Genomic DNA, 19,668 nt, shown 5'->3' with positions numbered 1-19,668 from the left:
AAGTTATAAATCTGCAATATTCTGAGGTCGAATTATCAGCCGTCTCCTGTCCGCTTTCAAGCAGGATGCATGCCGTTCGTAACGCCTCACAGGCCTCAGCCACTATGCTCGATACGCCTGATCTGAAGACTAGCCGCCACAAAGGCCGAGCCGATGCACAGGAATAGACTCAACAGAATGAAGCCTAGGAACGCGTCAATATCCGGCATGTACAGTTCGAAGTCCAGCTCATAGCTGCGCAGTAGCGGTGTTAATGCCGACTCGAGCATACCGGAGCCAATGAACGCAATGACAGCTGCAATAACCATCCCCGCCAGGCTGTAGAAGAAGCCAAGGTATAAAAAGGGCCGCCGGATGAAGGCATGAGTGCCGCCGATCATCTGCGTAACCAGGATCACTTCCCGCTTGGCTTCGACATTCAGCCGTACGGTATTGATGATGATAACGCAGACGATGATACCGAAGAACACGACCAGCATGGCAAAAAATGAAGCGAGGAATGCCTGTATGAGACGGAGGCGTTCCAGCCATTCGCTGTCAGACTGCACGACGTCCACACCAGGAAGCGTGCTGAGCGCATCTGTGAGTGCAGACGCACGTGGACTTCCGGGTATGTTTGCAAGGCCCGAGGTCGTACCTATATCCAGCGGCGTCACGATGACCGAAGCGGGTAGCGGATTCTCACTCAATTGCGAAAGCGTCTTCGACCAGCCTGGGTCACTCTCGAAGCGTTCGAGCGCCTGCTTCTTGCTGACATACTCCGCCGAACGTACATCGGGACGCTTACTGATCACAGCCGCAAGATCAGCTGACTGTTGCTCGGTGAGCGCAGGGTCGAAGAACACATTGATAACGCCGCTCGCCTGCAGTGGGCCTACAACCCGGTCGATGTTGTAAGAAAGAAACAGGAGGATGAGCGGGAGTGACAATGCGAGACCAACAACCAGCGAGGTCAGTGCAGCAGCAAAGGGGCGACTGCGGAGGAAGCTCAGCGCATCCGATGCGCAGCGTCGATGATGGCGCAGGTAGCTCTGCGCGGGAGACAGCTGAAGGCCTTCACGCGCACCTTTCTCTGCACGTGGCTGCTTCGGCGCATTCGACCTGGAGCGCGCAACCGGCTGCGATGGCTGCCGTGCTGGTTTGACAGAGGGCTTGGCAGAGGGTTTGGCAGAGGGCTTGGCGGACACTCTGGCAGCACCCCGAATACCTGACTTGCGAACTGGCTTTTGCTCCGGGGGCTGACCGGACTTCGAGGCGTGACGCTTCATGCAATTGCCTCTTGCCCGGCACCCACAGTACTGCCTTGGATCGTGCCCTGGTCCAAGCGTATGATTCGATGGCCAAGTGTCTCGAGAAGGTTCAGATCGTGGCTGGCAATAAGTACGGTAACACCGACCTGATTGAACGCTTCGAAGAGTTTGAAGATTTCGGCAGACAGCGCCGGATCAAGATTGCCCGTCGGCTCATCTGCCAGCAGGATCGGGGGCCGGTTGACAATCGCCCGCGCGATGCTCACCCGCTGCGCCTCGCCGCCCGACAGGGACTCCGGCATGGCTCGCTCCTTCTTCAACAGCCCGACTTTGTCGAGTGCAGCCCTTACACGGCGCTGCAGCTCCCGACTATCGACGTTGGCGATGATCAGGGGCATGGCAACATTGTCGAAGACGCTCAGCTCTTGAATCAGATGGGCGTTCTGAAACACGAAGCCGAGGTGGCGCCTGTAATAGGGCACCTGTCTGGGGAGCATGGTCGAAAGCGCCTGACCCCCGACATACACTTCCCCGGAACTCGGCTGCTCCAGGCGCAGGAGCAGCTTCAGCAAAGTACTCTTGCCAGCGCCTGAGTGCCCGGTCAGGAAGGCAAACTCTCCGCGTTGCAGCTGCAAATCGATACCGTTAAGCGCGATCTGACGCTGACCGTAGTGCTTGCTGACCTTGCGAAACTCGATCATCAGTTTGCCGCCTGCCGTCGTTTCTGCTGCTCTTGCTGCACTCAGCTATCCGTATCCAGCATCGCGTCGACGTAGTCTTCTGCGGAAAACGCCCGCAGATCGCCCACCGCCTCGCCAACACCTATGAACCGGATTGGCAGCCCGAACTGTCTGGCTACGGCAAACAGAATGCCGCCTTTCGCAGTACCATCCAGTTTGGTAACGGCGATGCCGGTAACCGATACCGCTTCCTTGAACAACTTCGCCTGACTCAACGCGTTTTGGCCGGTTGTCGCATCGACCACCAGCAGAACCTCGTGAGGCGCGGTGGCATCGTGCTTCTGAATAACCCGTACCACCTTTTTCAGCTCATTCATGAGCTCGTCCTTGTTCTGCAGGCGGCCAGCCGTATCTGCTATGGCAATGTCGAAGCCCTTCGCAGTCGCAGACTGCATGGCATCGAAGAGAACGGAGGCACTATCGGCACCCTGGTGCTGGGCGACAACTGGAACACCGGCGCGCTCGCCCCACACCTGAAGCTGCTCGACCGCCGCAGCCCTGAAGGTATCGCCAGCGGCTAGAAGAACTTTCTGATTCTCTGCCTTGTATCGGCTGGCAAGCTTGCCGATGGTGGTGGTCTTACCGACCCCGTTGACGCCGACGACCAGCATCATGAATGGCTTATGTGCGCTGGTATCGAGCGGTACGGCGCAGGGCTCGAGTATGCTGATCAGTTCCTGTCGCAAGGCAGCCTTCACTGCTGCAGCATCTTTCAGCTGCTTCTTTTCGAGCTTTTCGCTGATGGATGCAATGATTTCCTGCGTTGCAGACATACCTACATCCGCAGTGATCAATAGTGTCTCGAGCTCTTCGAGCAAATCCTCATCAATTGCCTGTGAACCGGAAAACAATTGCGACAGATTCTTGCCAAACCCTGCCCTGGTCTTACTCAGACCGGCTCGCATCCGCTCGAGCCAACTTCTCTCAACTTCGACAGGGGCTTTTGCAGGCGCTTCGACAGGCGGTGCTGGCTTGACCGGTGGCTCTGGCTTGACGGGTGGTGCCGGAGGCGGCTCTACCGGCTGAGGCGCTTCGGGGGCCGGGCGCAGCGCTGGCTCTGATGGCCTGGCAACGGGTTCACGCTCGGTCGGGACATCAGGCCTGGCCTTGGGTGGCGCCGCTTTTTCGGCTTTGCCGGGCTCGATGGCGCGAGCCTGTTTGTTATCGAAGTCCTTGAGTTCGAACTGTCGCGGCTTCGGACGCTGGCTCCGTCGCTGCAGCATGTCCCCGATCCAGAGCAGCAGGCATAGCAGCGTGCCAAAAATCACCAGATAATTGAGTGCTTGTTCCATGGAAGTCCTTTAATTTGAGGCTTGGCCAGGCTTGCGCGAATATGCTTTGTTATGATCCGGCCGATGAAATGCAATGCAGCATTCTAGGCACCTTGGTGTCAAAATTACAGCCGTATCTAAGGGAGTAAGCAATTGGCTGGTAAAGCGCAACGCGGCGGGCGCCGTAATGAGCGGCAGAGCGGCCGCGGCGACATGTCGGAGGTGCGTCTGATTGCCGGCCGCTTCAGAGGTCGCAAGCTGCAGTTCGAAGCGGCGGAAGGGCTGCGCCCGACGCTGGATCGCATCCGCGAGACCGTATTCAACTGGCTCGGCAGCTACTATGGCCTCGGGGGTGAAGCGAGCCTCAGCGGCTTGCGCTGTCTCGACCTCTTTGCGGGGACCGGTGCCCTCGGCGCCGAAGCCTTGTCCCGCGGCGCAGATTTCGTAAGCTTCGGGGACACCAGTACGCGTGTCTGCCGACAGATCAGCACATCGTTGGCACTTCTGGAAGGCGGAGATACCGCCGGCAAGATGCGCTTTGATGTTCGCTGTGCTGATGCGCTATCGTTAATTGCGGGTATGGAAGCGCAGTGCGCCCAGTCGGAGCAAGCTGTCGACCTGGTGTTTCTCGACCCACCTTTTGGCAAGGGCCTGCTACAGCCTTGCCTGGAGGCGTTCAGCGCCTGTTCATTTCTGAAGCCGGGCGCGCTGATCTATTTCGAAGCGGAGAAAACACTCGATATCGCCTCGCTGCTGCCGCCAGACTGGGATCTCTACCGACACAAGCTTGCTGGCCAACTCCAGTACGGAATTCTCAGATGCCTGAACTGCCAGAAGTAGAAACTACCAGACGAGGACTGGAACCTCACGTCACGGGGCGTGTGATCGAGCACGTCGAGATACGCGACTACCGCCTGCGCTGGCCGATACCGACGACGCTGGCGGATACGGTGACCGGGACAGTCATAACTGGCCTGCGCCGCCGTGCCAAGTATCTCATCATTGACCTACAGCGACAGGATGGCAGTTACACCGGTCTGATCGTTCATCTGGGCATGAGCGGATCTCTGAAGATCTGTCCGGCCGGTACGCCGGTGAAAAAGCACGATCACGTGGATCTCGCCCTCGGCAACAGAGGTGATGGACCTGAAGAGGCCATCGTCATGCGTTACAACGATCCGCGCAGATTTGGCAGCTGGCATCTGCTTGGACCGGAAGAGGCTGATCTGCAGGAGAGCTCGCACTGGCTATTGAAGGCGCTCGGACCTGAACCGCTTTCGGACGCCTTCGACGGCGAATACCTGTATCGTCGATCGCGCGGGCTACGCACGGCGGTGAAGAGTTTTCTGATGAACCAGGACGTTGTCGTTGGCGTCGGCAACATCTATGCAAATGAGGCGCTGTTTCAGGCAGGAATCTTGCCTACCCGAAAGGCAGGACTCATTTCTGCAGTACGCTATGATCGGCTGGCTGAAGCTATCAAGCATCGGCTACAACGTTCCATCGAGCAGGGTGGCACCACACTGCGTGATTTCGTGGGGGGCGATGGCAAGCCGGGATATTTTCAACAATCCCTGCAGGTATATGGGCGAGCCGGCCTGGCCTGCCCAGCCTGTTCAGCCATCCTTGAAGATATCCGTTTGAATCAAAGAACTACCGTGTTTTGCCGACAGTGCCAGCGTTGACGTTTACTTTGTAACCAATTGCGTTGATTCGCTTCAATTGGTTTCCCCTTCTGGCACTCGCGCAGGCGCCTGCTACCTTGAACAGGTACATACCTATGTCGTGGGAGAGGTCAACATGTTCGGGAAAGTGAGTAAAGTAGTCGGAGGCGCATTGTTCGCCGCCAGTTTGATGCTGCCATCAGCGAGTTTCGCAGATGTCATTGAAGAGAATCCAAGCGCGCTGGCGATGACCGGTGACGCAGTGTTCGCGAGACCGGTCCTGTTTGGCATGACCGTGGTGGGAACAGCTGTCTTCATAGCGTCTCTGCCGTTCTCGGCCCTCGGCGGTAACGTCAAGGAAGCCGCAGACTCTCTGGTCATTGGCCCCGCTACGACCACCTTCGTCCGCTGCCTGGGTTGCACTCAGGTTGGCCGCAAGGATGAAGTTATCATCGCCGGTAACAACTGAACGGCTTCTGACAGCCCTGGACTTTGAAGTAGAAGTTGTCTCTCAGATCCCGCTGACAGAATTCAGACCGAGGAGCTCGCGCCAGACCGCATGGTCGGCAGAAAACGCGTGAAAATGCGGATTCAGAATCGAGTCTCCAGAGTTATAGCGAAGGGGCACATGGTTGGTATCGACCATGATCCCGCCTGCGCCCCTTAGCACGGCATCCGCGGCTGCAGTGTCCCATTCCGACGTGGGCGCCAGCCGCGGATACCAGTCGGCCTCTCCAGCCGCTACCAGGCAGATTTTCAGTGAACTGCCAATATTCCTCGTCCGCACCTCCGGAAACAGTTCGCCAGCCCTTTTCATGATGGGTTCAAGTGCGTCCGTACCATGCCGCCTGCTCGCCACCACATCGATACCGTCCGCCCCTGGCCTGTCCGGCAGTCGTGTATGTATGGAAACCCGTTTGCCATCGCGTTCACGGAAGGCGGCCTTCGCGTCGCCTATCTGCCATCCGGAATACAGTACGCCCTGGACAGGCGCATATACCCAGCCCGCTATGGGCTGATGGTTATGGATGAGCGCGATGTTGACGGTGTATTCACCGTTACCGCTGACGAACTCCCTGGTGCCATCGAGCGGATCGACAAGCCAGTACGTCGACCATGACTGGCGGTCTTCGAAGGATTGTAAGGTTGCCTCTTCCGATAGCACTGGCAAGTCAGCTACCAGAGCCGCTGTCGCAGTGGTCAGCGCACTGCCTTCGCCCTCGGTTTCGCTCTGTCTGAGTTCAGAGGCGAGCGCGTTGAGGCCGTCCAGAATGATCTGATGCGCCCGATGGTCAGCAATCGTCACTGGCGACTCGTCCGCCTTACTGATGACTTCAAGTTCCCCTGGGGCATTGAAGACCTCCAGTGTTGCTGCACCGGCACGTTTGATAAGATGGTCGATACGCGGTGCCAGAATGGCGATGTGATCCGTGGTAAGCATGACGTTCCCTGTAGATAAACCTGATGGAGTAACGATGAACGAAACCACGGGCGCTGACAAGCGGCCTGATTGGTCAAAAATCGAGACCGTACTGCTCGACATGGACGGTACCCTGCTCGATCTCAATTACGACAACCATTTCTGGATGGAGCATCTGCCCTTGCGCTATGCCCAGATCCATCAGCAGGAGCAGGCAGAGGCCAGACGTCATGTCACCGCTTTGATACAGGCACAGCGCGGCACCCTGAACTGGTATTGCCTCGACTACTGGAGCCGGACGCTGAACGTCGACATCACTGCGTTGAAGCGTGAAGTTGGGCACCTCATCCAGTATCGCCCTGGCACCGAGCACCTGCTGCAATTTCTGAAGACGCACGCCGCCTCGGCTTATATCGTGACCAATGCTCATCGCGCGGGGCTTGAAATCAAACTGGCTGCTGTAGGGCTGCATCAGTATTTCGACAGTGACAGAATTATTTCATCACATGACTACGGAGAGCCGAAGGAATCCGCTGGCTTTTGGTCACAGCTGCAGCAGACACTTGATTTCCGGAATGAACACACCATGTTCATTGATGACAACGATCAGGTTCTCGAAGCGGCAGCCAGACACGGCATCGCTTACCTCTATGGCATTGCGCAACCTGATAGCCAAGGTGAGGTGTCAGGTGAGCCGTACATACGGATTTACAGGCGCGGACAAAGCAGCCCCTCTGATGCTCAGCTGGTGCCAATGCTGACCGACCTCGGGGATCTGGTACCTTGATCAGCCATGTATTATAGAAATAGCTCAGGAGAAAACCGCCACTGAAGGACACGGATCATTGAAACAGCAGCGAGACGAAGACAGCGCAGCAGACTCTGAAGCAGTTCGGCTGGACAAGTATCTCTGGGCGGCGCGCTTCTACAAGACACGCAGCCTCGCACGAGCAGCTATAGAAGGCGGCAAGGTCTTTTATAACGATCAGCGCTGCAAACCGGGCAAGACCGTGGCAGTTGGCGCCGAAATTCGCTTCCGTGCCGGCTTTTCGCAGCGAACGGTGGTTATAACGGCCGTAAGTGGCCGCCGTGGCTCTGCACCCGATGCGGCACTGCTGTATGAAGAGACGCCGGAGAGCCTTGCTGCACGGGGACAGGAAGCTGAGGTCAGACGACAGTTGAAAACGGCCGCCATGCCGCCAGCACGGCGCCCGACCAAGCGGGATCGCCGACAGATCCACCGCTTCAGAAACGTTAACGATGAGAACCAGCAATGAACGCTGACTACCTGCACAAATTCATGTTTCCAGAGCTCGATATCCGTGGGCACCTTGTACTGCTGGACCAGTCCCTCGCTGATGCTACCGCTTTCGCAGAGTATCCCGATACGGTGTACGAGTTGCTCGCGCAGAGTCTCTGCACCACGGTACTCCTCAGTGCCACACTGAAGATCGAAGGCTCCACCAGCCTACAGGCCCGAAGTACCGGCCCCGTGAGCATGCTGATGGCTGAGGCGAATCACCGTCACGAGATTCGCGGCATCGCCAGATTCAGTGAAACGCCGGCGAGTTCGCGCATCAATGAGGCCTTCGCCGACAAGGCTACCCTGGCCATCACACTGAGCCCGGAAAAGGGTCAGCGCTATCAGGGCATCGTTGCACTGTCGCACCCGACGCTAGCGGCCTGTGTGGAAGACTATTTCGAACGCTCGGAGCAGCTCCCGACGCATCTCTGGCTATTCCAGCACAAGGCTTCCGACTCGGCGCAGACGCCCGGGAGGATGCGAACTGGCGGTTTACTGATCCAGTGCCTCCCAACGGACGACCGCGCCCGTCAGGCGCTGGAGTGGGAGAGGATCGGTCACCTGGCCAATACGCTGAAGGTCGAAGAAGTCTTCGATCTTCCCGTCGTAGACATCCTCTACAGACTGTTTCATGAAGATGATATCCAGCTACTGTCCTCTGACAAGGTAAGATTTTCCTGCAGCTGCAGCGAACAACGCTTTCTGGACGCGCTGCATTCGCTTCCAGTGGATGAGAGAGAAAGCATGCGAAAAGAACAGGAAGTCATTGATCTCACCTGCCAGTTCTGCGGCAAAGCCTACCATCTGCCCTCAAGCAGCCTCGCCCCTGCCGGCTGAACAGGCCGGAACTGAGGCACCCGTATCGTCTTTTGACCTGCTTTTTGGCATAATGCGCGCCAGAATGCAGGTGGCAAGATCAGCTCCGGATCAGGATATCCATTCCAACAATACATGGATGGCCGATTTTGCTGTCGTTTCAGTCTTTTGAGGGTTAACCAGCAGTGAGCACGAACAGTTCAAATGTGACTACCTATACCAACCTGAGCACGGCCGAACTGGTCGAGCAGGCGATCCGTCGCAACGAAGGCCGCCTTGCCGACAATGGTGCACTCGTTGTGGATACTGGTCATCGTACCGGTCGTTCACCCAAAGATCGCTTTATTGTTGAGGAAGCCAGCACCAGCGACTCAATCGACTGGGGCGCCATCAACCGTCCGTTCAAGCAGGACCAGTTCGATGCCCTGTGGGACCGTGTGGAATCCTACCTGTCCGACAAGGATCAGTTCATCTCCACCCTGCACGTTGGCGCTGATAGTGAACACTACCTGCCAATCAAGGTGACTACCGAGACTGCCTGGCATAATTTGTTCGGCCGCACGATGTTCATCATTCCCGAGCGCTACAACTCCGCGGACAAGCAGGAGTGGCAGGTGCTCAACGTGCCTAACTTCACCTGCGAGCCAGAACGCGATGGCACCAACAGCGATGGCGCGGTAATCATAAACTTCGCGCGCCGCAAGGTGCTGCTGGCTGGTATGCGCTACGCTGGCGAAATGAAGAAGGCGATGTTCTCGGTACAGAACTTCCTGCTGCCAGAGAAAGACGTTCTGCCGATGCACTGCAGCGCCAACGTCGGTGACGACGGTGAAACTTGCCTCTTCTTCGGCCTGTCCGGCACCGGCAAGACGACCCTGTCTGCCGACCCCGACCGTTACCTGATTGGCGATGATGAGCATGGCTGGGGCCGTGGCGTCGTATTCAACATCGAAGGCGGCTGCTATGCCAAGACCATCGATCTGAGCCAGAAGAACGAGCCCATTATCTGGGATGCCATCCGCTTCGGCGCCATCATCGAGAACGTGGTGATCGATGAGCATACTCGCAAGCCCGACTACAACGATGTGAGCCTGACTGAGAACACCCGCTGCGCTTATCCGCTCGAGCACGTCGAAAAACGTGTACTCGAGAACAAGGCCGGAGAGCCACAGGCCATCGTGTTCCTCACCTGTGACATGACCGGTGTACTGCCACCAGTTTCTCTATTATCCAAGGAAGCAGCTGCGTATCACTTCCTCAGCGGCTATACCGCTCTGGTTGGCTCCACGGAAATGGGCTCGAGCTCAAAGCTCAAGTCGACCTTCTCCACCTGTTTTGGCGCGCCCTTCTTTCCACGTCCTGCCGGCGTCTATGCTGAACTGCTGATGAAGCGGATAGAAGAATTTGGCAGCAAGGTCTATCTGGTTAACACCGGCTGGACTGGCGGCCCGCATGGTGTAGGGAGTCGCTTCAGCATTCCTGTGACCCGTGCAGTCATCACAGCGATTCAGAACGATACGATCAATCCGGACGAGACCGAGTTGCTGCCGGACCTCAACCTGCGGGTACCGACCACCCTGCCAGGTGTCGATAGCCAGCTCCTGAATCCAAGGCAGACCTGGAAGGATCCAGCGGCGTACGATGCCAAGGCAGCAGAGCTGATCAAGCAGTTTAACGACAACTTCGAGAAGTTCGATGTGTCCGACGCCATCAAGGCAGCCGGCCCCAAGGTTAGCTAACTCGATAGTCAGATAAGACAAAGCCGATCAAATGATCGGCTTTTTTTTTGGTCTGCTCAAAACCCGCAGGGCCTGAACGAAAGCGATCAGCTTGCCAGCGCTATTGCCAGCAAGCCGTCGTAGTCACACTAGTAGTAGTCAAAGACCAGGGGCCCAAAGGCCACAATGATCAGTGCAGTTCCCATGACGATCAAAGGCATTAGTATCCGCTCATGCCGTTGATAGAAGGTATTGCCTTCAAGCAAGGCCAGCTTCACCTCAGCCTCTCCGACCACCTGTCGCGTCAATAGATGGTTCAAGGCCACAGGCGGGCTCAGATAGCCAAGCTCGAAAGCCACCAGTGTCACCATCCAGAAGTGGATCGGGTCGATACCATTCTTGTAGGCGACATTGGAAATCGTGACGCTAACCAGGATAACCGCACCGTAGGGATCCATGACCATACCGATAATGACCAGGATTCCGACGAGCAGCAACATGACCGTCCATGGACTGGCGAAGTCAGTCGGGAACATATCCATCAAGTGCGAGCGTTCGATGACGCCACCGATGCTGACCGACAGACCCATCAGGAACAGCAGGGCCCCGATATGCACGGTAGTCTCATTGGTTGCCCAACGTAGCGAACGCTCGAAGCCGGGCTTGTTCTTTTCATCGTAGGACGACAATCCCGCGGGATGTGCGGCAGCCATTTCCCGTCGCTCTCGTCTCGCCACGGTGAAGTGCTCATACACCAGTATGGCGAGCATCATGACCGGCAGAATTCGTGGCGCAGAAAACTCATCCAGCTGAACATCCAGGACCAGTGAATAGAAGTAGACCGTGCCCACGACGAGCAGCGCGTAGGGAATGATCGGCTTCAGATTGCGCATCATCGCCGGTATCGCCTCTCTTGGCGACGCGACGGTGAGCTTGCTCTGACGGTTCAGGGTCAGCGAAGCCAGTGCAAACAGCACGAGTGTCAGGAAGAACACCTTGACGCCTTCACCGAATAACTGATCCGTCGTCACCTCCCGATTGAGGTAGGCAATGATGACGACCAGCAGACACGGCCTCAACACCACACCAAGACTGCCCGACATTGCAGTCGCCGCCAGGGCGAGCTGCCGTCTGGCACCGGCTTTCCGCAGTTCCAGGTAGATGACGGAACCGGCCGCGATGACGAAAATACCCGATGCACCCGTGTAGGCGGTCGGTATCGCTGCGACACCTATGGCAACGACAGCCAGCAGTTCAGGCGGCATTTTCCACGGATGGAAGACATTGAACACCAGCGCAGCCAGCTTGGTTTCCTTGAGCATCATGCCTATCCAGACATAAAGCCCCACGTTGAGGAACATGTCGGACAGGTCCATCATCTTGTCGAGATAGATGCCGACACCAGCGGCGTGCCCACCCAACAGAAAATAGGTGCCCGAGATCAGACACATGGTTGTGTACAGCGGCACCGACAGCATGGCATGTCCGAAATTGCCACCTGGTTCAGCATTATCAGGGATGCGGAAGATCTGTAAGCCACTGATAACCACCAGTACAGCAAAGCCGATGATCCACGTCAGGTGGATGATTTCCTTGGCCGTTGCCACGTTAGCATTATTACCGTGCACGAGGTCGCGGAAAGACCAGGCCGACAGCAATAGCATACAGTTGGCCGCAAACTGAAGTGTCGAGGAGACCCGATGATCCAGCCGTGTTTCCATCGGCCGCATCGAAATGTGGTGACGACGGAAGGTCGCTGTAGCCGCACAGATCACGACCAGGAAGGCCAGGATAAAGCGCTGCGAAGTCAGACCAAACGCAATGAGATCGCCGATGAACAACTCGACCGAACGGAAGGCTCGCACTGCAGGCGTGATGCGGTCTTTCGTCGCTTCGTAGCGCTCATGCTTGAACTGGCAATTCTCTACCGAGTTCACCACTGAAGCACGGATGGTCTCAGGGTCGACCGGGTCAGCTTCGAAAAGCCCCAGGTCGTCCTCATCCTCCATCGCACGCTCAGCAATCAAACGATCGACTTCGGCATCGATGTCGCGGTTGACGTCACAGCTAGGCGCTACCGGGTCGGAACGGAGCTCGTAATAGCCATCCCAGGTGTTCTGCCCTATTCGCAGGATCTGGTTGTGAATGTCACTACTGGTCGTGAAAATCACGACCAGTAGCAGCATCAGACAGGCTGGTAGCGAAGAGAACCACTCAGTGGGACTGCGACGCGCGATTTGCGTAGGGGTAGCACCCATGGTACTGCTTGACTCATTCATTATGATTGCGATCCGTTGCTAGACCTAAAGAATGTCATCGAGGTCGATGGTTTCGCCAGCAGGCTCCGCTTTTTCGTCCCAGAAGGTGCCGAGCCCGCCAATGGGGGTTCGGTGACCAGTAGCCTGGGTCCACAGCTTGTCAGATAACGCCGTCAGCATGGTCGTGGAAAGTTGGTCAAGGAACAGGTACTGCTCGTTTGACTCACGACGCTGCTTGGACTTCACATGCTGCTTGATGACTTCACGCACGAGCTCATCCTTGCCCTTGCCGTAGGCCGCAGTGGCCTGAAGTACGTGTGGGATACGAACGCCGGCTCGCTCGCCTTTCTTCACCGCAATTTCGAGCCGCTTGAAGGCGTCTTCACCTTCAGGCTGTGCGCCAGGCAATAGCGCCCAGACCGTTGCCTGCAGTGCAGAAGGAATACCAAACCATTTGTCGTCGTCCAGACAGCCGGCGGAGCGGCCGACCTTGGCGGCAATGTTTTTCGGGATACCAAGGCCGGAGGTGGAGGCAATCTCGTTGTTGAGTGACAGCAGGCCGGCGAGCAGGCCATTCATGTAGACGATTTCATCGATCTCGTTATCGAGATCCGGACATTCGCCGCCGGTTTCGCCGTACTCTTTCACCAGATATTGGTAAGCCAGATAGCTACGATTGGCGGCCAGGATGTTCAGCCGCTTCTGGGTGATCATCGCATCTTCGGCTTCCATGGCGTTCTGGTTCTTGATCGCCCGGATATAGCGCAGTTCCTGATCGAGCGCTGCGCCCTCAGCACAGACACCCGCAGCACCATAGACCATGACAGCCATCTTGTTCGGCTCGTCACGCACACGCCCAAAAGACATAAGCAGCGGCGCCAGTGCTTCGGATGATGCACAGTTCATGGCGACGTCGTCAGTGCCGAGGATAAACGGAACCTGATGCTCTTCGGCGAAATTCACCATAACATCGCCAGTGGTTTTATACATGGCGTTACGGACAACGCCGCAGCCAATCGTTGAGACAGCCAGTATGGCGAGCACGCCAATACGTACTGCTGAGCACAGGTATCGTGAAGTACCCACGGTAGATCCCCCTAAGGTCGTTGCTTATGTTTTTTTATGGCGATTCTTATTGTTTTAGGTGTTGTGACGGCGCCTTGCGGACGAAGCCGCCGCACAGTATGCAGCAAACGATTACCCTAGGCTGAGATCAGGAGCACAAAAGCACTCAGACTGTGATACGCCCCCCAAGTTCAGCAAGAAGTTCACCGGTAATGCCCGGCACTCTTGTGAGTTCCGAGGTAGAGGCGTAAGGGCGCATCTCGAGAATCTTCTGTGCTGTGGCCTTACCGACCTTAGGCAGCGATCGCAGCTCCTCTATAGAGGATGTATTGAGATTGACCACTGCGTCATGACTGGTCGCCGCGTTCGAAGGGATGGCGCGCTCAGGCTGGGCCGCCTGAAGCAGTGTGGACAGATCGTCGAGGCGCTTTTCTATGGCAACGATTTCGTACTGCAGCGCCGTTTGCTTGTCGAGCGCATCGGTTGTATTTCTGCAGATGTTCCAAAGCAGCCAGGTAATGATCGCCAGAAGTATGAAGCTGAAAAATCCCACGATTGTTTCTCCGAAAGTTAGTGATGTTCACGTTGACAGGTTGTTGAAATAAGATAGACGCAGGTCGCGAAAGGACAGGTAGTTCAGGCGCCATCCAGCTGATAGAGGAGACGGCCATCCACGATAGTGGCGGCCACCCGGCCGGACAGCTTCGTACCGAGCCACGGGCAATTCTTGCCTTTCGAGTGCAATTGACCAGCCTCTGGCGTCCATTCCGCGGCAGTATCCACCAATACAAGGTCTGGTGGAACGACTGGTGTATCTCCAGCCGCATTAAGGGCATCTCCGATCACGCGACGAGGTCCGCTGCTAAGCGCCGCAATCCACGTTTCAGGCCGAAGTTCGCCAGCAGCACTGAGCCCCAGAAGCAATGGAACCGCTATCTCGAGCAGTGACATTCCAGGCTGAGCTTCCGCAAAAGGCGCAAGCTTTGAGGCCTCGTCCACCGGCTGGTGATGCGTGGTGATGGCATCAATCACGCCATCTTCAAGGCCTTTCAGCAGCGCAAGCCGGTCTGCTTCGGTGCGCAAGGGCGGCTGGACCCTGAAAGCGGGGTTGAAACTGGCCACGCACCGATCGTTCAGCAGAAGATTGGCAAGCGCCACATCAGCAGTTACAGGCAGTCCCCGTCTTTTTGCTGCAGCAATCAACACGACCGATCGCGCGCATGAAATCTGGCTCAGGTGCAGTCGAACGCCGGTATCCTCTGCCAGTATCAACAGGCTCGCGACGGCCAGAGTCTCCGCCACCTCAGGCACGCCGGGCAAACCGATCTTGCTGCTGAGATCGCTCTCGCTTGCGACCCCATAGGCGCCCAGCGCTGCATCCTCAGGCACCGCGAATACACAGATATTCTGCGAGCGCGCATATTCGAAGCAGCGTCGTAGCACCAGGTTGTTTTTCACAGGCGCACGCAGGTTTGTAACAGCAACACAACCAGCGTGTTTGAGCGCGCACATATCGGCGAGCACATCGCCATGAAGTCCGGCGGTCATGGCCGCGATCGGCAGAACCTTGATGAGACCTGCCAGGCCCGCCTGCTCGAGAATAAGCCGTGTTACCGCCGGGCTGTCATTGACGGGGTCGGTATCGGGTGGACAACAGACCATCGTGAAACCACCCGCCAACGCTGCACGGCTCTCGCTCTCTATCGTACCCTGGTGCTCCAGCCCTGGTTCACGCAAGGCCACACTCAGATCGATAAGCCCAGGCAGCAACCAGTATTCACGCTGGCTGTCTTCGGTAAGTCCGTGGGCGGGGGATTCGAGCAATTCCGGCACGTGAAGCGGCGCCGCTTCGGCCAGATGATCGTTGTGCCAGACGCGAACTCGCGGCAACTGCAGGCCCTGTTCGACGCTAGCGGCCTTTATGCCATCCGAACCCGATCGCACCACGGCGTCGCTGCCGCGCTTTCTGAATATCGCCTTACTCACCGGAAGCTACTCTCCTTGCATTGATCTGCCCGCTCATGACCATCGAAAGCACAGCCATACGTACAGCAATGCCGTTGGTCACCTGTTCAAGAATCACGGAGCGTTCCGAGTCGGCCACGGCCGATTCGATTTCGACGCCGCGATTGATCGGGCCGGGATGCATGATGATGGCATCAGCCTTGGCCGTGGCCAGCTTGTCTGTGGTCAGACCATACAACGAATAGAACTCGTGCTCGCTCGGCAGCAGCGAGCCTGACATCCGCTCTTTCTGCAAACGGAGGGTGATGATGACATCCGCGCCATCGAGGCCTTCGGACATCCGGTTACAGCGCCTGACTCCGAATGATTCGACGGCCATGGGCAGCAGGGTGTCCGGCCCGACAACCCGAATATCTTTCACGCCCAGTGCCCTGAGTGCGGCAATCTCGGATCGGGCCACTCGCGAATGCAGTATGTCGCCAATGATCGCCACCGATAGCGACGGAAAGTCCGGCTTGTACTGCCGTATTGTCAACATGTCGAGTAGCGCCTGAGTCGGGTGCGCATGCTGGCCGTCACCAGCATTGACGATGGCCACCTCCGGAGTGACTTCACGGGCAATGAAGTGGGCGGCGCCACTACTGGCGTGCCGTACCACGAACATGTCAACGGCCATGGCTTCCAGGTTGCGGAGCATGTCGCTGAGTGACTCGCCCTTGCTGGTCGCCGAGCTGCTGATGTTGATATTGAGGACATCGGCAGACAGCCGCTTTGCCGCCAGTTCGAAGGTCGTCCGGGTGCGGGTGCTGGGCTCGAAGAAGAGCGTTGCCACTGTCTTGCCCCGAAGCAGCGGCACTTTCTTAATTGATCGTGAGCCGACTTCGATGAAACTTTCGGCCGTGTCCAGCACCTGGCTGATGAGCTCACCGCTCAAGCCATCCAGTGTCAGCAGATGCTTGAGTTCGCCAGCTTCGTTCAGCTGCAGGCGCTCGTATCGGGCAGCTTCGGCTTCTGCAAACAAGGGCGGTCTCCTGATTATTGGTTTCTGGACGGTTCGGACTGCGGCGCACTGTCGACGTGAGGGCCGACGATTTCGAGCCTCAGATCAGGATCTTTTCGCAGCTTCACCCGGCGGCTATCTGGCAGCCGAACCCGCATCGCGGCGAGATCCGGCTGCACTGGCAGCTCTCGCTGACCCGCGTCGCACAAGCATACCAGCGTAATACTGGCCGGTCTGCCGAAATCAAAGAGCTCGTTCATCGCTGCGCGGATGGTCCTGCCACTGCGAATGACATCGTCCACAAGCAGAATGTGACGATCATCGATCGAAAATGGCAATGATGACGGCGTGACCTTGGGATGCAGGCCTATGCGGGTAAAATCGTCACGATAGAAAGCTATGTTCAACGCGCCGGTGTGGGCGTCTGCCAGCTCGCTACTGAGCCCAGCATGATTGGCCAGCGCCTCGGCCACCCACAGGCCGCCAGTGCGGATACCTACGAGCAGAGTGTCGGCCAGTGCAATACTTCGTTCAGCCAGCAGCTGGCGCAACGCGGTATCCAGCCGGGCGACACCATCTGCAACATCATAGTTGGCAACATTGTCCGGCTCGATAGATGACGGCTCGATATATGCCGGCTCAGGGATACTTTGACTCATGGCGACCGCTTCTGATGGAAGTGGCTGCCATATTAATGGCTAGTGACCTGCGCTGCCAGCCAGTTTTCAATCAACAGTGCCGCCACGCCTGAATCGACCCGTTCGTCATGACCCGCACCGACAGACTGCCTCACCTCAAAACTGGAGAGACGCTCGTCCACCATATGGACAGGAATATTGAACCGGTGCTGAACTCTGCGGGCGAACTTGCGCGCACGCAGTGACATTTCACTCACACTGCCATCCATGTTCAGCGGATCGCCGACCACGACTACATCTGGCTGCCATTCGCCCATGAGTCTGCTCACGACATTCCAATCGGGTATGCCATCGCGGGCCGATAGTTCCGGCAGCGCCTGTGCCCGACCGGTCACACTCTGACCACTCGCCACGCCGATATGTCGCGTACCGAAGTCGAAACCGATCACCCGAACAGGATTCAACTCGAGCTTACCTCTTCACGGAAATCGAAGGTTCGGATGATTTCGAGAATATCGGTTTCCTTCCGCATGGCCTCGCTGAATGGCGCAAAGGGTGAAGCCATCTTCACGATGCGTAGCACAGTATCGTCGAGCACCTGATGTCCCGATGACTCGAGTATTTCAACGGCCAGTAATTCGCCGTCAGCCTGAATCGAGGTCAGCACCCGCACACGGCCTTCCAGGTTACGCCGACGGGCTTCGGCAGGATAATTCAGGTTGCCAAGGCGCTCGAGCTTCCGACGCCATGCGTCCATGTAAAAGGCACTGGCCGTCTGACGAGTCGAGGCCGATGTGATTCGTGTGACGCGTGGGCGCTTCGCATAGGCATTTTGCTGCTCGGCTAGCTTGGCTTCGAGGCTGGCTATTTCGCGGCTGCGCTGAAGCAGTTTGCTGGTATTCAGACGCGGCTCCGGCTCAGCCTCCTTCTGCTCCAGCTCTTCCGGTTCAGGCGGCGCAGGTGTATCTGACCTGGTGCTGGTGACGAGCTGGGTCGTCTCGACGGCCTGCTGCTGCTCCTCGGCTGGGGGCTGGGCGGCGACATCGACTTCCCGCAATTCTTCTGCCCGCACTTCCGGTGGCGTGGTGGTGGTCAGCTCGCGTTTTTCTTCAAGCGTGCCGCTGCCCTGTTGGTTGGCCTGGGCAAGGAAGTCCGCCTCCTCTGGTGGCGTGGCGCTGTCGTCGAACTGAGCCAGCGTAACTTCCACCGTCTTCGGGATAGGCCGGCGCGGCTGCATATCGAAGGAGACCAGCAGCACGACCGCCGCGTGCAGGATCACGACGATGAACAGACAGAAGCTGAGTCTGTCCGCCGGTTTTACATTTCCGTTTCGCAAAGCCTTATCTGCTCCTCAGGACCTGTCATGCACGGGCATCAGGCCGCTCTAGCTGCCGGCGCCCTGAAGGCATCCCAGCAGATACTCAATATAGTCACCCGCGATATCCGAGCCGGTTGCGCGGTCGATTTCACGAACACAGGTCGGACTCGTCACATTGATTTCGGTCAAGGACTTACCGATGACATCGATACCCACGAAGTGTAGTTGCTTTTCCTTCAGCGTTGGCCCAACCCGACGACAGATTTCGAGATCATGCGGCGTCAGTGGCCTGACTTCCCCGGACCCGCCCGCCGCCAGATTGCCGCGGTGCTCGCCCTTGACCGGAATCCTGGCGAGTCCATGCGAAACAGGCTCACCATTGATCAACAGGATCCGCTTGTCACCATCGATGATCTCGGGAAGGTAGCGCTGCGCCATCACGGCGGTCTGCCCATGTGAAGTCATGAGTTCAAGTATAACGCCGATGTTTTCACCATCCTTGCGGACCCGGAAGATCGAGCGCCCACCCATGCCATCAAGCGGCTTGATGATAACGTCGTGATGCTCGGCATGAAATGCCCTGATCTGCTCAGCCGAGCTGGACACGAGCGTAGGTGGGCACAGATCCGGGAACTCGACAGCAAACAGCTTCTCATTACAATCACGCACACTTTGTTGCCGATTCGATACAAGAACACCTTGCTGCTCTGCAAGACTCAGCAAATGACTTGCTGTAAGGTAGCCCGCGTCCACAGGGGGGTCGATACGATTGAGGATCAGGTCAAAATCAGAGGCCTCATTCGTTGTGAATTCGCCAAGGTCGAACCAGTGCCTGTTGTCATCATGCACAGTAACGGGTCGGCTACGCACCAGCGGCCGACCCGAATCCACGGAAAGATCCTGCTGACGAATATAGTGAATCTGCAGACCGCGTTTCTGAGCGGCGAGCATCATTGCCAGGGTTGTGTCCTTGGCCGGTTTGATCCCTTCGATGGGATCCATGAGAACACCTAGACGAATTGTCATTTCTATTGCCACCACGCCTTATCAGGTTTTGTACTATGCTTTCAGGCACAGGCTCGAAGAGAGCAGGAATCCTACCGGAACTCGACGGGATCCTGCTGCGGAGTCAGGGCTGTCAGAGTACAACCAAACAGTCCCCGGTGCCACGCGAAACAGCGGTTGTCTCCTGATGCGGGAGCTAATCGCGAGCGCCGCCAGCACGTGATTGACATCACATGG

General features: G+C 57.2%; 20 protein-coding genes. 7 read left to right on the top strand and 13 right to left on the bottom strand.

Features of this window, described 5'->3' with window-relative positions:
* Positions 1-95 precede the first annotated feature (95 nt).
* From ACH3PB_RS17485 to ftsY, 3 genes are read right to left on the bottom strand one after another with little or no spacing between them, the layout of a single operon-like run.
* Positions 96-1,268: a permease-like cell division protein FtsX gene (locus tag ACH3PB_RS17485; protein WP_416396727.1), complete on the bottom strand. Its 1,173-nt coding sequence runs from the start codon at positions 1,266-1,268 to the stop codon at positions 96-98.
* Positions 1,265-1,951, bottom strand: coding sequence for a cell division ATP-binding protein FtsE (gene ftsE, locus ACH3PB_RS17480; RefSeq protein ID WP_416396726.1), 687 nt, complete (start codon positions 1,949-1,951; stop codon positions 1,265-1,267). Before ftsE ends, ACH3PB_RS17485 begins: the two co-directional genes overlap by 4 nt.
* A 41-nt stretch (positions 1,952-1,992) precedes the next feature.
* Complete coding sequence (ftsY, locus tag ACH3PB_RS17475) at positions 1,993-3,282, bottom strand: signal recognition particle-docking protein FtsY (RefSeq protein ID WP_416396725.1); 1,290 nt, start codon at positions 3,280-3,282, stop codon at positions 1,993-1,995.
* 132 nt (positions 3,283-3,414) lie between these two features.
* Here ftsY and rsmD point away from each other — a divergent pair, with 132 nt between their 5' ends.
* The 3 genes from rsmD (at position 3,415) to ACH3PB_RS17460 (ending at position 5,394) form a co-directional block, all read left to right on the top strand.
* Positions 3,415-4,101 (top strand): 16S rRNA (guanine(966)-N(2))-methyltransferase RsmD, encoded by a 687-nt coding sequence (rsmD, locus tag ACH3PB_RS17470; RefSeq protein ID WP_416396724.1) that lies wholly within the window; start codon positions 3,415-3,417, stop codon positions 4,099-4,101.
* Positions 4,080-4,946 carry a bifunctional DNA-formamidopyrimidine glycosylase/DNA-(apurinic or apyrimidinic site) lyase gene (mutM, locus tag ACH3PB_RS17465; RefSeq protein WP_416396723.1) on the top strand — a complete coding sequence of 289 codons (867 nt, stop codon included), beginning with the start codon at positions 4,080-4,082 and terminating at the stop codon, positions 4,944-4,946. The genes rsmD and mutM overlap by 22 nt, the downstream gene beginning before the upstream one ends.
* Positions 4,947-5,073: 127 nt before the next feature.
* Positions 5,074-5,394 (top strand): hypothetical protein, encoded by a 321-nt coding sequence (locus ACH3PB_RS17460; RefSeq protein ID WP_416396722.1) that lies wholly within the window; start codon positions 5,074-5,076, stop codon positions 5,392-5,394.
* A gap of 42 nt (positions 5,395-5,436) precedes the next feature.
* On the opposite strand, the gene ACH3PB_RS17455 is transcribed toward ACH3PB_RS17460, so the two are convergent.
* Positions 5,437-6,366, bottom strand: a complete 930-nt coding sequence (locus tag ACH3PB_RS17455) for a 3'(2'),5'-bisphosphate nucleotidase CysQ family protein (RefSeq protein WP_416396721.1) — start codon at positions 6,364-6,366, stop codon at positions 5,437-5,439.
* A gap of 34 nt (positions 6,367-6,400) precedes the next feature.
* Between ACH3PB_RS17455 and yrfG the strand changes: the two genes are divergently transcribed.
* The 4 genes from yrfG to ACH3PB_RS17435 all read left to right on the top strand — a co-directional run bounded on the left by yrfG (position 6,401) and on the right by ACH3PB_RS17435 (position 10,203).
* Positions 6,401-7,132 carry a GMP/IMP nucleotidase gene (yrfG, locus tag ACH3PB_RS17450; protein WP_416396720.1) on the top strand — a complete coding sequence of 244 codons (732 nt, stop codon included), beginning with the start codon at positions 6,401-6,403 and terminating at the stop codon, positions 7,130-7,132.
* 58 nt (positions 7,133-7,190) lie between these two features.
* Positions 7,191-7,622 (top strand): RNA-binding S4 domain-containing protein, encoded by a 432-nt coding sequence (locus ACH3PB_RS17445; protein WP_416396719.1) that lies wholly within the window; start codon positions 7,191-7,193, stop codon positions 7,620-7,622.
* Positions 7,619-8,485, top strand: coding sequence for an Hsp33 family molecular chaperone HslO (locus ACH3PB_RS17440; protein ID WP_416396718.1), 867 nt, complete (start codon positions 7,619-7,621; stop codon positions 8,483-8,485). The genes ACH3PB_RS17445 and ACH3PB_RS17440 overlap by 4 nt, the downstream gene beginning before the upstream one ends.
* A gap of 164 nt (positions 8,486-8,649) precedes the next feature.
* Positions 8,650-10,203, top strand: a complete 1,554-nt coding sequence (locus tag ACH3PB_RS17435; protein WP_416396717.1) for a phosphoenolpyruvate carboxykinase — start codon at positions 8,650-8,652, stop codon at positions 10,201-10,203.
* A gap of 128 nt (positions 10,204-10,331) precedes the next feature.
* On the opposite strand, the gene ACH3PB_RS17430 is transcribed toward ACH3PB_RS17435, so the two are convergent.
* From ACH3PB_RS17430 to gshB, 9 genes are all read right to left on the bottom strand, one after another.
* The gene (locus ACH3PB_RS17430; protein ID WP_416396716.1) at positions 10,332-12,461 is read right to left on the bottom strand and encodes a TRAP transporter large permease subunit; all 2,130 of its coding nucleotides are present in this window, start codon (positions 12,459-12,461) and stop codon (positions 10,332-10,334) included.
* A 24-nt stretch (positions 12,462-12,485) separates the two neighbouring features.
* Positions 12,486-13,526, bottom strand: a complete 1,041-nt coding sequence (locus ACH3PB_RS17425) for a hypothetical protein (protein ID WP_416396715.1) — start codon at positions 13,524-13,526, stop codon at positions 12,486-12,488.
* Positions 13,527-13,671: 145 nt separating this feature from the next.
* Positions 13,672-14,058 carry a ComEA family DNA-binding protein gene (locus ACH3PB_RS17420; protein WP_416396714.1) on the bottom strand — a complete coding sequence of 129 codons (387 nt, stop codon included), beginning with the start codon at positions 14,056-14,058 and terminating at the stop codon, positions 13,672-13,674.
* Between the two features lie 83 nt (positions 14,059-14,141).
* Positions 14,142-15,491 carry a dihydroorotase gene (locus ACH3PB_RS17415; protein ID WP_416396713.1) on the bottom strand — a complete coding sequence of 450 codons (1,350 nt, stop codon included), beginning with the start codon at positions 15,489-15,491 and terminating at the stop codon, positions 14,142-14,144.
* Positions 15,484-16,491, bottom strand: coding sequence for an aspartate carbamoyltransferase catalytic subunit (locus tag ACH3PB_RS17410; protein ID WP_416396712.1), 1,008 nt, complete (start codon positions 16,489-16,491; stop codon positions 15,484-15,486). Before ACH3PB_RS17410 ends, ACH3PB_RS17415 begins: the two co-directional genes overlap by 8 nt.
* A gap of 14 nt (positions 16,492-16,505) precedes the next feature.
* The gene (gene pyrR / locus ACH3PB_RS17405; protein ID WP_416396711.1) at positions 16,506-17,129 is read right to left on the bottom strand and encodes a bifunctional pyr operon transcriptional regulator/uracil phosphoribosyltransferase PyrR; all 624 of its coding nucleotides are present in this window, start codon (positions 17,127-17,129) and stop codon (positions 16,506-16,508) included.
* Positions 17,130-17,161: 32 nt separating this feature from the next.
* Positions 17,162-17,572, bottom strand: coding sequence for a Holliday junction resolvase RuvX (ruvX, locus tag ACH3PB_RS17400; RefSeq protein ID WP_416396710.1), 411 nt, complete (start codon positions 17,570-17,572; stop codon positions 17,162-17,164).
* Complete coding sequence (locus ACH3PB_RS17395; protein ID WP_416396709.1) at positions 17,569-18,444, bottom strand: energy transducer TonB; 876 nt, start codon at positions 18,442-18,444, stop codon at positions 17,569-17,571. Before ACH3PB_RS17395 ends, ruvX begins: the two co-directional genes overlap by 4 nt.
* A 48-nt stretch (positions 18,445-18,492) precedes the next feature.
* On the bottom strand, positions 18,493-19,452 hold the full coding sequence (gene gshB / locus ACH3PB_RS17390; protein WP_416396708.1) for a glutathione synthase: 960 nt from the start codon (positions 19,450-19,452) through the stop codon (positions 18,493-18,495).
* Positions 19,453-19,668 lie beyond the last annotated feature (216 nt).

The organism is Allohahella sp. A8, assembly GCF_047946665.1.
GTDB lineage: Bacteria > Pseudomonadota > Gammaproteobacteria > Pseudomonadales > Oleiphilaceae > Allohahella.
The sequence above is the reverse complement of the archived record's forward strand: the minus strand, read 5'-3'. Positions and strand labels throughout refer to the sequence as shown.